The organism is Planococcus sp. NCCP-2050 (assembly GCF_023708025.1).
In the GTDB taxonomy this organism is placed as follows: domain Bacteria; phylum Bacillota; class Bacilli; order Bacillales_A; family Planococcaceae; genus Planococcus.
Genome location: NZ_BRCX01000001.1, coordinates 550,419 through 564,793 on the forward strand (window position 1 = coordinate 550,419; position 14,375 = coordinate 564,793).

Here is a 14,375-nt window from a genome sequence, read left to right on the forward strand (position 1 = left end):
TAGAGGCTTTTTTCAATTAAACAGTCACGGTATTCATAAAATTGTGAATCGCTGCCAGTGCTCGGTCAGCGTGCTTCTCTGCGCGTTCCTGCTTGGATTTTACGCGTTCGCCTAAGTCCGGGAACAATCCGAAGTTGATGTTCATCGGCTGGAAGTTTTTGCTGTCAGCTTCCGTGATATAGCGGGCCATGCTTCCTAAAGCAGTTTCCGCCGGGAAGATGATCTGTTCTTCTCCAAGTGCAAGTTTAGCAGCATTAACGCCAGCAAGCAATCCGCTTCCCGCTGATTCTACGTAGCCTTCAACGCCTGTCATTTGGCCGGCAAAGAAGATATTCGGATTCGCTTTCAATTGATAAGTCGGTTTCAATACCCGCGGCGAGTTGATGAATGTATTGCGGTGCATTACACCGTATCTGACGATTTCTACATTCTCAAGCCCCGGAATCAAACGAAGCACTTCTTTTTGAGGTCCCCATTTCAAATGTGTTTGGAAACCGACAATATTGTAAAGCGTTCCGGCAGCATCGTCCTGACGAAGCTGTACGACTGCATATGGGCGCTTGCCAGTTTTCGGATCTTCAAGCCCTACCGGCTTCATCGGTCCGAACGTCAACGTTTTTTCCCCGCGTGCCGCCATAACTTCAACCGGCATACAACCTTCAAAATAAATCTCTTTTTCAAATTCTTTCAAAGGCACAACTTCCGCTTCAACTAAAGCCGTATGGAAACGTTTAAATTCTTCTTCCGTCATCGGGCAATTTAAATAAGCCGCTTCCCCTTTGTCATACCGGGATTTCAAATAGACTTTATCCATATCAATGCTGTCTTTTTCAACAATCGGCGCTGCCGCATCGTAGAAGTAAAGGTATTCTTCACCCGTCAATTCTCTGATTTTTTCAGCCAAAGCCGGTGAAGTTAACGGACCTGTTGCAATGATTGTGATGCCTTCTGGTATTTCCGTTACTTCTTCGTTGATCACTTCGACTAAAGGATGATTGCGGACTTTGTCTGTTACCATCCCAGCAAACTCGTGCCGGTCTACAGCTAATGCTCCACCTGCAGGGACTGAAGCACGGTCAGCAGATTCGATGATGACCGAATCCATGTGGCGCATTTCCTCTTTGATCACTCCGACTGCATTTGTAAGAGAGTTCGCACGCAATGAATTGCTGCATACCAATTCTGCAAATTTATCTGTATGGTGCGCAGGCGTCTGTTTTACTGGACGCATCTCATAAAGACGCACATTAATTCCTCGTTTGGCTACTTGCCAAGCTGCTTCACTGCCAGCAAGGCCTGCCCCTATCACGTTTACATACTTCGTCATGTTTAACACCTCTGTTTATTATTGAACTTCTTCTTTGTAATCACAGCTTGTACAATTGATCTGCACGCCTTTTTTGACTTTCTTTTCGACAAGCAGCTCACTGCATTTCGGACACGGCCGTTCGATTGGTTTATCCCAAGAAACAAAGTCGCATTCCGGATAGCGTTCGCAGCCATAGAAAATTCGGCGTTTCTTGCTTTTGCGTTCCACGATTTCGCCTTCTTTGCAGGTCGGACATGTGATGCCGATATGCTTGACGATCGCTTTTGTATTCCGGCATTCCGGGAAATTGCTGCAAGCCATGAATTTGCCGTACCGGCCAAGCTTAAAGACCATCGCCGAACCGCACACTTCACAATCTTCACCTGCAGGTTCATCTTTAATCTGGACTTTCTCCATTTCATTTTCAGCGACTTCGAGATCTTTTTCAAAATCCTTGAAGAATACATCGATGATGGCACGCCAGTCGATATCGCCTTCTTCTACACTGTCCAAGTCATTTTCCATTTTCGCGGTAAACTCGATATTCAAGATATCCGGGAAAAATTCACTGACTAGTCCGTGGACGATTTCCCCTAGTTCTGTCGGGATAAATCGTTTCGCATCCAATGCCACATATCCCCGTTTTTGGATCGTATCCAATGTCGGAGCATATGTCGAAGGTCGGCCGATTCCCAATTCTTCCAATGTGCGCACTAAACGGGCTTCCGTATAACGTGGAGGCGGCTGAGTAAAATGCTGTTTTGGATCAATTGTGACAGCTTCTACAATATCACCTTCTGCCATATCCGGCAAAATATTATCTTTGTCATCTGTCTGATCATCGGTGCCTTCGATATAGAGTTTCATGAATCCCGGAAACTTCACTTGGGATCCGTTCGCACGAAAGACTGCTTCCCCGTTCTGTAGTTCCGCCATCACTGTATCCAGGATAGCCGGTGACATTTGGCTCGCAACAAAACGGTCCCAAATCAATTTATACAAACGGTATAAATCTCGCGATAAAATGCTTTTTAATGATTCCGGTGTCCGCATCACACTGGTTGGACGAACCGCTTCGTGGGCGTCCTGTGATTTGGCCGATTGTTTGGAGGCAGTCGTTTTGGTTACATAATCGTCTCCGTAATTGCTCGTAATAAAATCCAATGCATCTTTTTTGGCCGTTTCGGAAATCCGGGTTGAATCGGTTCGCATATATGTGATCAGACCCGTGATCCCTTCTTTGCCGACTGCGATGCCTTCATATAATTGCTGTGCTAACATCATCGTTTTCTTCGCACGGAAGTTTAATTTGCGGGCAGCTTCCTGTTGGAGGGATGAAGTTGTAAAAGAAGGGGAAGGATTTCTCTTTCTTTCTTTTTTTACAACGCGGTTCACAGTGAACTTCTTATCTTTCATCGTAGCCATAACAGCTTTTACATCTTCTTCGTTTTGCAATTTCATTTTTTCAGTGGCAGAGCCGTAATACTGCGCTTCGAATTTCTTCTTCGCTTTTTCAAACTCGCCTGTAATGGACCAGTACTCTTCCGGCTCGAAATTTTTGATTTCATTTTCCCGGTCGATGATCAAACGCAAAGCGACGGATTGAACGCGCCCCGCCGATAAGCCTTTTTTCACTTTTTTCCACAGGATCGGACTGATGCTATAACCTACTAAACGGTCTAGTATCCGTCTCGCTTGCTGTGCATCCACCAAATCCATGTCGATTTTTCTTGGATGTTTGAATGATTCCTTGATGGCATCTTTTGTAATTTCATTGAATACTACTCGGCATTCCGTTGTCTGGTCTACTCCGAGCGCATTAGCCAAATGCCATGCAATCGCTTCCCCTTCGCGATCCGGGTCAGCTGCGAGAAAGACTTTCTTCGCTTTTTTTGCTTCTTTTTTCAAATCCTGCAAAATGGGGCCTTTTCCTCTAATGGTGATATAACGCGGTTCATAATTATTTTCAACATCCACGCCCATCTGGCTGCGGGGAAGATCCCGCAAGTGGCCAAGTGAAGCCCGGACTTTATACTTTTTCCCTAAATAACGTTCGATTGTTTTCGCTTTAGCCGGCGATTCTACAATCACTAAATAATCCGACATGAATATTCCTCCTCATAGAGGTTTCTTAAAATGAATAAAAGAATTACCTGATGCAAAATGTATAACAGTTTTTGTCGGAATGCAAGGTTTTTCATTTTGCTTAGTTATAAATCCTCTGTAAGTTGGGTGTATTCTTCCAGTACTCGCACCCCGTTCCATAGCGGTACAGCGCCTTCTGCGATGAGTTTATGGGGTCCTGCGGATAAAGGCGAGTAAATATCGCCTGGAATCGCAAAAACGTCCCTGCCATGCTCCAGTGCATGTTCTACCGTACTCATAGTTCCGCTCTTCTCTTTCGCTTCCGTCACAATAATCCCTTTTGACAACCCGCTAATGATGCGGTTTCTCATCGGGAAATTCCATCTTAGCGGCTGCATATAAGGAGGATATTCCGTTATCACTAAATGGGTTTCTTCTATTATATTATTGAGCTGCAGATTTTCTTTTGGATAGGGATTCAAAAAGCCGCTGCCGGTCACTGCAATGGTCCGGCCTCCGCTGTCGATAACCGCTTGGTGGGCCATCGCATCTGCACCGACTGCGAGTCCGCTAACGATCACGGTTTTTTTCGCCATCAAGGGCGGGAGTAAGGTCTTTATGGCTGCCTGCGAGTAGCCAGTAGCTTTTCTGGAACCAATTATGGCTATTTTAAAAGGCGCTAAAAGCAGAGAAGCATCGCCTTTTGCATATAGGATGGCTGGCGGGTCGATCAAATCCAGCAAACTTTCGGGGTAATGGGAGTGGAAATAAGATATGGGGGTTATCTTATGTTTTTTATAAAGTTCATCAAAAGGAATATGCAAAGAATCCGAGTACATTTTTTTCAATGAAGCGGCTTGGGTCATCGAAATTCCAAGCAATACCGACCATTCAATCAGCGGCCTGTTTTTCAAACGGCACAGTTCTGGATCATCTTCCATTAGGCGCAAAATCTTGTTTAATGGTTTTGGATAAACATAATGAAGTGCATAGAATCGCTGCAGAAATTCTTCAGTCATTTGCTTCCTCCTCTATTTTTTTGTAAAAAAATAAGGCGCATCCAAAAGATGCGCCTTATTCTATTTATTAATGAGTTTTACATTTGTCGTAAAGGCCTTTTTCTTTGATCACTTTGATCAAAGTTTCGCCAATTACAGATGGAGTGTCCGCAACTTCGATTCCAGCTTCGTTCATCGCTTTAATCTTGTCTGCAGCTGTTCCTTTACCGCCAGAAATGATCGCACCGGCATGGCCCATACGTTTTCCTTCTGGAGCAGTTTGTCCGCCGATAAAGCCGACTACAGGCTTCGTCATGTTGGCTTTCACCCACGCAGCAGCTTCTTCTTCAGCTGTTCCGCCGATTTCACCGATCATAACTACAGCATACGTATCTTCGTCTTCGTTGAAAGCTTTCAATACGTCGATGAAGTTCGTGCCGTTTACTGGGTCTCCGCCGATTCCGACAGCAGTAGACTGGCCGATGCCTTCTTCAGACAATTGGTGAGTCGCTTCATACGTTAAAGTACCAGAACGTGAAACTACGCCGACATGTCCTTTTTTGTGGATATAGCCTGGCATGATACCGATTTTGCACTCGTCAGGCGTGATAACGCCTGGGCAGTTCGGTCCAACTAAACGTGTCTTCTTGCCTTCCATATAGCGCTTCACTTTTACCATATCCAATACTGGAATGTGCTCAGTGATGCAGATCGCCATATCAAGGTCAGCGTCGACAGCTTCAAGAATCGCATCAGCAGCAAAAGGAGCTGGTACGTAAATTACAGATACGTTTGCGCCAGTAGCTTTAACGGCATCTTGAACAGTGTTGAAGACAGGTACGCCTTCTACTTCAGTTCCGCCTTTGCCTGGTGTTACACCAGCAACGATTTTCGTTCCGTATTCAAGCATTTGTTTTGTGTGGAAAAGGGCAGTTGACCCTGTAATTCCCTGCACAAGTACTTTCGTGTCTTTGTTAATATATACACTCATTTTTGTCCCTGCCCTTCTTAGCCTACAAGTTCTACGATCTTTTTAGCGCCTTCTGCCATCGTGCCGGCTGCGACAATATCAAGACCTGATTCGTTCAGCAGTTTTTTACCTAATTCTACGTTTGTTCCTTCAAGACGAACGACTAAAGGTACATTCAAGCTAACTTCTTTAGCTGCTTGGATAACGCCTTCTGCAATGATGTCGCACTTCATGATACCGCCGAAAATATTAACGAAAATTCCTTTTACATTCTGATCTGAAAGAATGATTTTGAAAGCTTCCGTTACTTTCTCAGCAGTGGCACCGCCCCCAACGTCAAGGAAGTTAGCGGGTGTTCCGCCGTAGTAGTTGATCGTATCCATTGTTGCCATAGCAAGTCCGGCGCCGTTAACCATACAGCCGATGTTCCCATCTAAAGAAATGTAGCTTAAGTCATACTTAGAAGCTTCAATTTCTTTTGCATCTTCTTCGTCGTAGTCGCGCATTTCCATAACGTTCTGATGACGGTAAAGAGCGTTTGCATCAAAGTTGAATTTCGCATCCAATGCTACTACTTGTCCGTCTCCAGTCACCACTAACGGGTTGATTTCAACGATGGCTGCATCTGTATCCACGTACGCTTGATACAAACCAAGCATAAGTTTAGCTGCTTTATTCACCAATTTAGCCGGGATATTCATGTTGAATGCCATGCGGCGCGCTTGGAAACCAGTAAGTCCTATAACCGGATCGATTTCTTCATAGAAAAGGCGTTCCGGAGTATTTGCTGCCACTTCCTCGATATCCATTCCGCCTTCTTCAGAACCCATAAGAGTTACGCGAGAAGTTTCGCGGTCTAGTACTAAACCAAGGTAGTATTCTTTTTGGATATCGCTTCCCGCTTCAATGTACAAGCGTTTCACTTCTTTGCCTTCAGGACCTGTTTGATGCGTAACTAACACTTTGCCAAGAAGTTCCTTCGCATATGTACGCACTTCATCCAAGTTCTTCGCAAGTTTAACTCCGCCGGCTTTACCGCGGCCACCTGCGTGGATTTGGGCTTTCACCACAACAACATCTGTACCAAGTTCTTTAGCCGCTTTTACTGCTTCTTCCGGAGAAAAAGCTACATGGCCTTCAGGAACTGATACTCCATATTGCTTTAGGATTTGTTTTCCCTGATATTCATGGATATTCATCTGTCATCCTCCAATCAAACATCTGTCTCGTAATTTTATTGCCTCTACCATTGTATTAAAGTTGTCATCGAATGTCCACAGTTGATGATTATCGCCCTAAAAACTTAGACTATTCAAAATCCATCTTTATTTTTAACGTGTATCTTACAGAAGCATTGATTTGATCGGCTCGAAAGTTTTGCGGTGGATCGGAGTTGCGCCATATTCCGCAAGCGCCGCCAAATGCTCTTTTGTGCCGTAGCCTGCATGATGTTCAAAACCATACTCAGGATAGTCTTTGGCGTATTGGTCCATGATGGCGTCCCGCCCTGTTTTTGCCAATATGGAAGCGGCTGCAATCGCCAAACTTTTCGCATCGCCTTTGATGATGGATTCGCAAGGCTGAATGGTATTCAGCTTCATCGCATCCGCTAAAATAATGTGCGGCTGCGGAGTGAGGGATCGGGCCGCTGCTGTCATGGATTCTTTCGTCGCCTGATAAATATTCAGGCGGTCGATCGCTTCTGGCGATTGGCTATGAACCGCATAGCTCACCGCTATCTCTTTAATAATTTCAGCAAAATGATTGCGTTTCGCTTTTGATAATTTTTTGGAATCGTCAAGCCCGACGAGAGCTGTACAATCTTCCGGCAAGATGACAGCCGCTGTTACGACTGGTCCCGCAAGCGGCCCGCGCCCTGCTTCATCAATTCCGGCAACCAATGCTTCCGGATGCGGTTTGAATGATTCATCAAAATTCAATTTTGCTCCATGATTCTGCATCAGCTTCAGTTTGGCTTCTTTTTTCCGCTGCCATGTTTTCAATAAAACTTGAACGCTTTTTCGCTCATCTTTTGCCAGTTCTTCCATCCACGCATCCCATTCTTCCAATGCCGCCAATTTTTCTTTGATGTCATTTATTTTCTGCATGTTCTCAACTCTTTTCTTTTTAGTTTCTTCCGATTAAACGGCAAAAGAAAAGGCTGTGCCCAATTGCTTGAGAACAGCCTTTCATGCTTGGAATCATTCTTCCTCTTCTGTAATCATTTCGTCTTTATAATCGAAAGTGATTTTTCCGAGATGCTGATTCCGGATATCGCGGACGATGATTTCTGCAGTCATTTCATAGTCCACTTCACCATCATTCGTTAAGCATCTTCTTTTTTTGCCGATTTTATCAAAAGTATCGACAATCTCTTCATCTACCTGCTCAATTCCGTATCTTTCTAGTAGGCGTTCCGGGTAGCGCTGCTCCAGGAAGTTCAATGAATAAATCGCCAATTCCTGCATTTGGATGACTGAGTCTTTAATCGCACCGGTTACGGCCAGCTTAAAGCCGATTTCCGGATCTTCAAATTTCGGCCAGAGAATCCCCGGGGTATCGAGCAATTCGATTTCTTTGCCTACTTTGATCCATTGCTGCGCTTTTGTGACTCCAGGCATATTGCCGGTTTTCGCTAAGCTTTTTTTGGAAAGGCGGTTAATAAGCGTCGATTTTCCGACGTTCGGAATTCCAACGATCATGGCGCGGATGGCGCGGGGCTTAATGCCTTTTGCAATCATCCGATCCCATTTTTCCGCAAGAATTTCTTTTGAGGCTTTTGTAACCAATTGCAGTCCTTTGCCTTCAAGTGAATTGATGGCAACGGCTCTTGTTCCTTGATCTTCAAAATATCGAATCCATTTTTTGGTTTCAACATCATCTGCCATGTCCATTTTGTTTAATATGATCAAACGGGGTTTTTGCTGAATCACTTGATCAATCATTGGATTTCGCGAAGATAAAGGCAACCGGGCATCCACAAGTTCGAAAATGATATCAACCAATTTCAGTTTTTCCGTAACTTCTCTTCTGGCTTTGGCCATATGCCCAGGAAACCATTGTATCGTCATTAAAAACACTCCTTAATTAATAACCCCTGCTTCTGCCACTGGCCAGAACACGAGATTCGTGCTGCCAATGACTTCGTCAATCGGAACAATTCCGATATGGCGGCTGTCTTTGCTTGCCCTCCGGTTATCGCCCATTACGAACACATAACCTTCCGGGATCGTACTTTGGTTAATCTTTTCTTCTAAAGTAAAATCTTCTGTCAGAGTTCCAGTAATACCTTGTTTATACTCATCTAAGTAAGGCTCATCGACTGCTTCTCCGTTGATGTATAACTGATCTTCCTCGTAAGCGATGTGATCGCCCGGCATCCCGATGATCCGTTTAATGTAGTCTTTTTGTTCCGGTGCATGGAAGACGATAATGTCGAATCTGTCTGGCTCTCCGACAATGTATCCGATCTTATTGACAATCATCCGGTCCCCATGTTCCAAAGTCGGCATCATGGACTCTCCGTCCACCACGATCGGGGTGAAAAAGAAAAAGCGGATAATTGCAGCAATACCGAACGCGATCAGTAAAGCTTTAGACCATTCCCAAACCTCGTTTTTTTTCTTCGCTTCACGTTCCATCCATGTTCCTCCCTAAACTTTCTGTTTTAATTGTACAAGGATAATAAACTTTTAGCAAAGACAAAGAAAAGCGGAGACGCCTTGCCAGCCGCGCAGACGCCCTCCAACCCCAATAGTTCTCGATCAACAATTTCTTTTAATAAGCAAAAAGAAAGAGGGCGAATTCGCCCTCTTTCATTAGTGCAATCTTATCGAATTTCTTTGATGCGTGCTGCTTTACCGCGTAGGTTGCGCAAGTAGTACAATTTCGCACGACGTACTTTACCACGGCGAGTAACTTCAAGCTGTGCAATTTTTGGTGTGTGTACAGGGAATGTACGTTCAACACCAACACCATAAGAGATTTTACGGACAGTGAATGATTCACTGATTCCGCCTCCACGGCGACCAATTACGACTCCTTCGTATACCTGGATACGTTCGCGAGTTCCCTCGACAACTTTCACGTGTACACGAACAGTGTCTCCCGGACGGAAATCTGGAAGATCCGTACGAAGTTGTTCTTTTGTAATGTCTGCAATAATGTTTTGCATGTTTTTTTCTCTCCTTCTACAGATGCTCTTGCACACAATTGATTGTTGCAGCGGAACACCGTGATCCTGTACTTCACATAAAAGTACAGACTCCATAGTACCACCAAATCTTTTGTTCTGCAAGAGAAAATCTGCTTATCATTTTTTATTTTTCAATGCTTCTAAAAGCTTTTCTTGCTTCGGCGTCAATTCAAGTTTTTCCAATAAATCCGGTCGCCGCTCCAACGTCCGCAGCAAGCTTTGCTGCTCTCTCCACTCATCCACTTTCGCATGATTTCCTGAAGTTAAAACTGCCGGCACCTTCCAGCCCCGGAATTCTGCCGGACGGGTGTATTGCGGATGCTCCAGCATCCCGGTAGAGAAAGAATCCTTAACAGGAGAATCCGAGTTCCCCAGCACCCCTGGAAGAAGTCTGACGACGCTGTCGATCACAGTCATTGCTGCCAGTTCCCCGCCAGTCAGCACAAAATCGCCGATTGAAATTTCATCCGTCACCAAATGCTCGCGGATCCGTTCATCATATCCTTCATAATGGCCGCAGATGAAAATCAATTCCTCTTCTTTCGAAAGCTCTTCCGCTTTTGCCTGCGTAAAGCGCTCGCCTTGTGGACACATGAGAATAACGCGGGGTTTGCGTTCTTTTGCTACGGTTTCCACCGCATTAAAAATCGGCTCCGGCTTCAACACCATTCCGGCTCCTCCGCCAAACGGATAATCATCCACTTGGCGTTTATTGTCCGCAAATTCCCGGATATCGACGATTTCCAGCGAAACTGCACTTTTTTCTTGGGCTTTTTTCAAAATAGATTGTTGGAAAACGCCTTCGAACATCGGCGGAAATAAAGAAAGTACATGTATATTCATCACGATAACAAGCCTTCCAATACTTCAATGATGATTTTCTTTTCATCAATATCGATTTCTTTTACAACATCTTCGATATAAGGGATGTAATGCTTCTTGCCTGTTTTCGGCGTGACTTCCCATACATCGTTTGCTCCTGTTTCCAGGATTTCTGTTACGGTGCCAATTTCTTCGCCTTCAGTTGAAAATACGGTGCATTCCAAAATCTCATGATGGTAATAGGCGTCATCTTCCAATTCCGTCAGATCATGTTCAGCGATCCGCAAATAGGATTCTTTGAATTCCTGGACATCATTGATGTTTGGATACCCTTCAAAAGTCACCAGCTCAAAATTCTTATGCTGGCGATGGCTTGCAATCTTCACCATGATCGGTTTTTTGGCGTCTGGCTTGAACAAGCCTAACTTTGTGCCAACCGCAAAACGCTCTTCCGGAAAATCAGTTCGGGACATGACCCGGACCTCGCCGCGAATGCCATGCGTATTGACGATTTTCCCTACATTAAACCACTTCACGCTAAAACACCCTTCCACTTCGGTTTTGGCTGCAAAAAAGGAAGGAACCTAGGCTCCTCCCTTTTTGTTAATCCACAATATCGACGTAAGTTTTTTTCTTATGGTAATTGCCTGCTGCTGAATAGACCACTGAACGAATCGCTTTCGCAACACGTCCTTGTTTACCGATCACTTTCCCTGTATCTTCTGGATGCACGGAAAGCTTGTAGACGATACGGCTTGCGTTTTCGTCTGTTACAACTCGAACTTCATCCGGATGATCAACCAACGGTTTCACAATCGTTTCAATCAGCTGCTTCATAAGAAAAACTCCCTTACTTGCTTAATTTTTCGTTATGGAATTTCTCCATAATGCCGTTTTGAGAAAACAAGTTGCGTACAGTGTCAGATGGTTTTGCACCATCATGAAGCCATTTCAACGCTAATTCTTCGTCGATTTTCACTTCAGCTGGAACTGTTAGCGGGTTGTAAGTACCTACTGTCTGGATTTGACGGCCGTCACGTGGAGCACGTGAATCAGCAACTACGATACGGTAAAAAGGAGACTTTTTAGCTCCCATACGTTTCAAACGAATTTTTACTGCCATTTCTTAAAGCACCTCCGAATAGTTTCACACAAGATATTATATTAGCAAGCTTTAAATAGTTTGTAAAGTATTTTTTCTTAACACCTGAAAATTTATTTAAAAAGTGAATCCAAACCAGGCATCGACATCTTCTTTTTGCCTTTTTGATTCATTCCAGACATCTGTTTCATCATCTTTTTCATGTCTTCGAATTGCTTCAAAAGGCGGTTGACGTCTTGGATCGTTGTGCCTGATCCCCGGGCAATCCGTTTGCGGCGGTTAGCATTGATGATTTCAGGGGAAGTTTTCTCCTGCTTGGTCATCGAACGGATAATCGCTTCGACGCGCCCCATTTGGCTTTCATCCACTTTCGCGTTTTCAAGCCCTTTGATCTTATTGGCCCCTGGAAGCATTTTCAGAATTTCATCCAATGGCCCCATCTGTTTGACTTGCGTCAATTGATCAAGGAAATCATCGAATGTAAATGAAGACGTCCGGAATTTCTCTTCCATTTCCTTCGCTTTCGCTTCATCAATATTCGACTGTGCTTTTTCAATCAACGACAGCATATCGCCCATGCCCAAAATACGGGAAGCCATGCGTTCTGGATGGAACGGTTCAAGCGCATCCATTTTTTCGCCCATACCGACAAATTTAATCGGTTTCTGGGTTACTGAACGGATGGAAAGTGCAGCACCGCCTCGCGTATCGCCGTCGAGTTTCGTCAACACGACTCCGGTTATGCCGATTGAATCGTTGAAATTCTGCGCCACATTGACCGCATCTTGCCCAGTCATGGAATCGACGACTAAGAAAATTTCATCCGGTTCTTTCAAAGCACGGATATCCTTCAGCTCCTGCATCAAATCTTCATCAACGTGAAGACGGCCGGCTGTATCGATGATGACCGTATCCAAATGCTCTTGTTTTGCATATTCAATTGCCTGGCGCGAAATCTCGACTGGCGAGATATCTGTGCCTTTTGAAAATACCGGCAATGACAATTGCTTGCCGATCGTTTCCAATTGCTGGATCGCCGCTGGACGATAGACGTCTGCCGCAACCAATAGGGGCTTGCGGTTGTTCTTTTTGCGCAATTGGCTTGCAAGTTTGCCGGTCGTCGTCGTTTTACCTGCCCCTTGAAGGCCGACCATCATGATGACTGTCGGCTGTTTGGTTGAGAACTCGATCTTGCTTTGTTCTCCGCCCATCAATTCCGTCAATTCATCTTTAACGATTTTAACGACCTGCTGGCCCGGTGTTAAACTTTGCATAACATCTTGGCCGACAGCGCGTTCACTGACTTTCTTCACGAATTCCTTGACTACTTTTAAGTTAACATCCGCTTCGATTAATGCGAAGCGGACTTCGCGCATCATTTCTTTTACATCTGCTTCAGACACTTTCCCTTTGCCTTTGATCTTTTGGATGGTGCCTTGCAGACGTTCAGCTAAGCCTTCAAATGCCACTATTTCCGCCTCCTAATCCAACTCTTTTAATTGATTGAGAAATTCCCGGACACGCTCTTCTGTAATCGGCTCTTTTTCAAAGTCCGCAACCAATTCCTGGCGCTTTTGGAACTTCCCGAATAATTGCAGCTTCGCTTCGTACTCTTCAAGCATCGCTTCGGTCCGGCGGATATTATCATAGACCGCTTGCCTGGTGATGTCGTAAGCCTCGGCTATTTCCCCTAATGAATGATCGTCCAAATAATAGAGCATCATATAGCTCCGTTGCTTGGGCGTCAGCAACTCCTGATAGAAATCAAACAAATAATTCATGCGTGTCGTTTTTTCCAATCCCATCATCGCTGCTCACCTCACCTGCTCTACTGACAACAATACTGAAAACTCCATATTCCGTCAAGTAATTTTACTTGTCTGCCTCTTCCATCTCTTCTTCTTTATCAAGCCCTTCTGCAAATAGGCCGTAAACGTATTTTTGCGGGTCGAACGGCTGCAAATCATTCATTTGCTCGCCAAGACCGACAAACTTCACCGGAATGTTCAGCTTTTGGCGAATTGCTAAGACGATGCCGCCTTTTGCAGTGCCGTCCAGTTTTGTCAGGACAATCCCTGTTACGTTCGTCACTTCTTTAAAGGTCTGTGCTTGCACCAAAGCGTTCTGGCCCGTCGTTGCATCAAGAGCCAGCAGCACTTCATGCGGCGCTCCCGGGATTTCACGCGAAATCACACGGTGGACTTTTTCCAGTTCATTCATCAAATTGACTTTGTTTTGAAGCCGGCCTGCCGTATCGCAGATCAGCACATCGACACCGCGCGATTTTGCTGCACGGACTGCGTCATACATTACAGCAGCCGGATCTGAGCCTTCGCTTTGTTTGATGACATCGACACCGACGCGCTGCCCCCAAATATCCAATTGTTCAATTGCCCCTGCACGGAACGTGTCCCCGGCTGCAAGCAGCACGGATTTCCCTTCATTTTTGAGGCGGTGGGCCAATTTCCCGATCGTGGTCGTCTTGCCGACGCCGTTTACGCCGACGAATAAGATCACCGTTAAGCCATCAGCAAATTTCAGTTCATTGATTTCTTCTTCGCCGCCTTGGTAGATCTCCACTAATTTCTCCGAGATGACCGATTGGACGCGCGACGTATCCTTTACATTTTGGCGCTTTACTTCAAAGCGCAGCTGATCCATCAATTCCATGACTGTTTCAAAACCGACATCCGCCTGAAGCAGGATTTCTTCCAATTCCTCGAAGAAATCCTCATCCACTTTGCGGTATCTAGCCACTAAATCATTGATTTTTGATGTAAATCCAGTACGGGTTTTTGTTAACCCCTCTTTATATTTCTCTGTCGACTCTTCCGCTTCCGCGTTGCCGGCAAATTTATCTTTTAATTTTTTAAAGAAACTCACAAAACCACTCC

Annotated in this window: 16 protein-coding genes; all 16 read right to left on the minus strand. The window is 45.0% G+C overall.

All coding sequences use genetic code 11. From position 1 onward, the window contains the following. Positions 1-16: 16 nt before the first annotated feature. Positions 17-1,327: an FADH(2)-oxidizing methylenetetrahydrofolate--tRNA-(uracil(54)-C(5))-methyltransferase TrmFO gene (gene trmFO / locus NFU07_RS02825; RefSeq protein WP_251474374.1), complete on the minus strand. Its 1,311-nt coding sequence runs from the start codon at positions 1,325-1,327 to the stop codon at positions 17-19. 18 nt (positions 1,328-1,345) lie between these two features. Continuing rightward, positions 1,346-3,415: a type I DNA topoisomerase gene (topA, locus tag NFU07_RS02830; RefSeq protein WP_251474378.1), complete on the minus strand. Its 2,070-nt coding sequence runs from the start codon at positions 3,413-3,415 to the stop codon at positions 1,346-1,348. 104 nt (positions 3,416-3,519) lie between these two features. After that, positions 3,520-4,413, minus strand: a complete 894-nt coding sequence (gene dprA, locus NFU07_RS02835; RefSeq protein WP_251474381.1) for a DNA-processing protein DprA — start codon at positions 4,411-4,413, stop codon at positions 3,520-3,522. A gap of 67 nt (positions 4,414-4,480) precedes the next feature. After that, on the minus strand, positions 4,481-5,383 hold the full coding sequence (gene sucD, locus NFU07_RS02840) for a succinate--CoA ligase subunit alpha (protein ID WP_052651236.1): 903 nt from the start codon (positions 5,381-5,383) through the stop codon (positions 4,481-4,483). Positions 5,384-5,400: 17 nt separating this feature from the next. Then, positions 5,401-6,561 carry an ADP-forming succinate--CoA ligase subunit beta gene (gene sucC / locus NFU07_RS02845; RefSeq protein WP_251474383.1) on the minus strand — a complete coding sequence of 387 codons (1,161 nt, stop codon included), beginning with the start codon at positions 6,559-6,561 and terminating at the stop codon, positions 5,401-5,403. Positions 6,562-6,705: 144 nt separating this feature from the next. Then, positions 6,706-7,470 (minus strand): ribonuclease HII, encoded by a 765-nt coding sequence (locus tag NFU07_RS02850; RefSeq protein ID WP_251474387.1) that lies wholly within the window; start codon positions 7,468-7,470, stop codon positions 6,706-6,708. A 93-nt stretch (positions 7,471-7,563) separates the two neighbouring features. Further along, positions 7,564-8,433 (minus strand): ribosome biogenesis GTPase YlqF, encoded by an 870-nt coding sequence (ylqF, locus tag NFU07_RS02855; protein ID WP_235196581.1) that lies wholly within the window; start codon positions 8,431-8,433, stop codon positions 7,564-7,566. A 12-nt stretch (positions 8,434-8,445) separates the two neighbouring features. Beyond that, positions 8,446-9,003: a signal peptidase I gene (gene lepB, locus NFU07_RS02860; protein ID WP_251474390.1), complete on the minus strand. Its 558-nt coding sequence runs from the start codon at positions 9,001-9,003 to the stop codon at positions 8,446-8,448. Between the two features lie 188 nt (positions 9,004-9,191). Further along, on the minus strand, positions 9,192-9,536 hold the full coding sequence (gene rplS, locus NFU07_RS02865) for a 50S ribosomal protein L19 (RefSeq protein ID WP_204892511.1): 345 nt from the start codon (positions 9,534-9,536) through the stop codon (positions 9,192-9,194). Positions 9,537-9,674: 138 nt separating this feature from the next. Beyond that, positions 9,675-10,400, minus strand: coding sequence for a tRNA (guanosine(37)-N1)-methyltransferase TrmD (gene trmD / locus NFU07_RS02870; RefSeq protein WP_251477060.1), 726 nt, complete (start codon positions 10,398-10,400; stop codon positions 9,675-9,677). Next, positions 10,400-10,915: a ribosome maturation factor RimM gene (gene rimM, locus NFU07_RS02875; RefSeq protein WP_251474393.1), complete on the minus strand. Its 516-nt coding sequence runs from the start codon at positions 10,913-10,915 to the stop codon at positions 10,400-10,402. Before rimM ends, trmD begins: the two co-directional genes overlap by 1 nt. A 67-nt stretch (positions 10,916-10,982) precedes the next feature. After that, on the minus strand, positions 10,983-11,216 hold the full coding sequence (locus NFU07_RS02880; RefSeq protein WP_235196584.1) for a KH domain-containing protein: 234 nt from the start codon (positions 11,214-11,216) through the stop codon (positions 10,983-10,985). 13 nt (positions 11,217-11,229) lie between these two features. Beyond that, positions 11,230-11,502, minus strand: a complete 273-nt coding sequence (gene rpsP, locus NFU07_RS02885; protein WP_052651220.1) for a 30S ribosomal protein S16 — start codon at positions 11,500-11,502, stop codon at positions 11,230-11,232. A 92-nt stretch (positions 11,503-11,594) separates the two neighbouring features. Next, positions 11,595-12,950, minus strand: coding sequence for a signal recognition particle protein (gene ffh, locus NFU07_RS02890; RefSeq protein WP_251474396.1), 1,356 nt, complete (start codon positions 12,948-12,950; stop codon positions 11,595-11,597). Positions 12,951-12,962: 12 nt separating this feature from the next. After that, a complete protein-coding gene (locus NFU07_RS02895; RefSeq protein WP_251474399.1) occupies positions 12,963-13,286 on the minus strand; it encodes a putative DNA-binding protein in 324 nt (107 codons plus the stop codon). A gap of 67 nt (positions 13,287-13,353) precedes the next feature. Then, complete coding sequence (gene ftsY, locus NFU07_RS02900) at positions 13,354-14,364, minus strand: signal recognition particle-docking protein FtsY (RefSeq protein ID WP_251474402.1); 1,011 nt, start codon at positions 14,362-14,364, stop codon at positions 13,354-13,356. Positions 14,365-14,375: the final 11 nt, after the last annotated feature.

Excerpts from the sequence above, each read along its gene's own strand:
- trmFO (WP_251474374.1), bottom strand. The coding sequence starts at position 1,327 with ATGACGAAGTATGTAAACGTGATAGGGGCAGGCCTTGCTGGCAGTGAA.
- topA (WP_251474378.1), bottom strand. The coding sequence starts at position 3,415 with ATGTCGGATTATTTAGTGATTGTAGAATCGCCGGCTAAAGCGAAAACA.
- dprA (WP_251474381.1), bottom strand. The coding sequence starts at position 4,413 with ATGACTGAAGAATTTCTGCAGCGATTCTATGCACTTCATTATGTTTAT.
- sucD (WP_052651236.1), bottom strand. The coding sequence starts at position 5,383 with ATGAGTGTATATATTAACAAAGACACGAAAGTACTTGTGCAGGGAATT.
- sucC (WP_251474383.1), bottom strand. The coding sequence starts at position 6,561 with ATGAATATCCATGAATATCAGGGAAAACAAATCCTAAAGCAATATGGA.
- NFU07_RS02850 (WP_251474387.1), bottom strand. The coding sequence starts at position 7,470 with ATGCAGAAAATAAATGACATCAAAGAAAAATTGGCGGCATTGGAAGAA.
- ylqF (WP_235196581.1), bottom strand. The coding sequence starts at position 8,433 with ATGACGATACAATGGTTTCCTGGGCATATGGCCAAAGCCAGAAGAGAA.
- lepB (WP_251474390.1), bottom strand. The coding sequence starts at position 9,003 with ATGGAACGTGAAGCGAAGAAAAAAAACGAGGTTTGGGAATGGTCTAAA.
- rplS (WP_204892511.1), bottom strand. The coding sequence starts at position 9,536 with ATGCAAAACATTATTGCAGACATTACAAAAGAACAACTTCGTACGGAT.
- trmD (WP_251477060.1), bottom strand. The coding sequence starts at position 10,400 with ATGAATATACATGTACTTTCTTTATTTCCGCCGATGTTCGAAGGCGTT.
- NFU07_RS02880 (WP_235196584.1), bottom strand. The coding sequence starts at position 11,216 with ATGAAGCAGCTGATTGAAACGATTGTGAAACCGTTGGTTGATCATCCG.
- rpsP (WP_052651220.1), bottom strand. The coding sequence starts at position 11,502 with ATGGCAGTAAAAATTCGTTTGAAACGTATGGGAGCTAAAAAGTCTCCT.
- NFU07_RS02895 (WP_251474399.1), bottom strand. The coding sequence starts at position 13,286 with ATGGGATTGGAAAAAACGACACGCATGAATTATTTGTTTGATTTCTAT.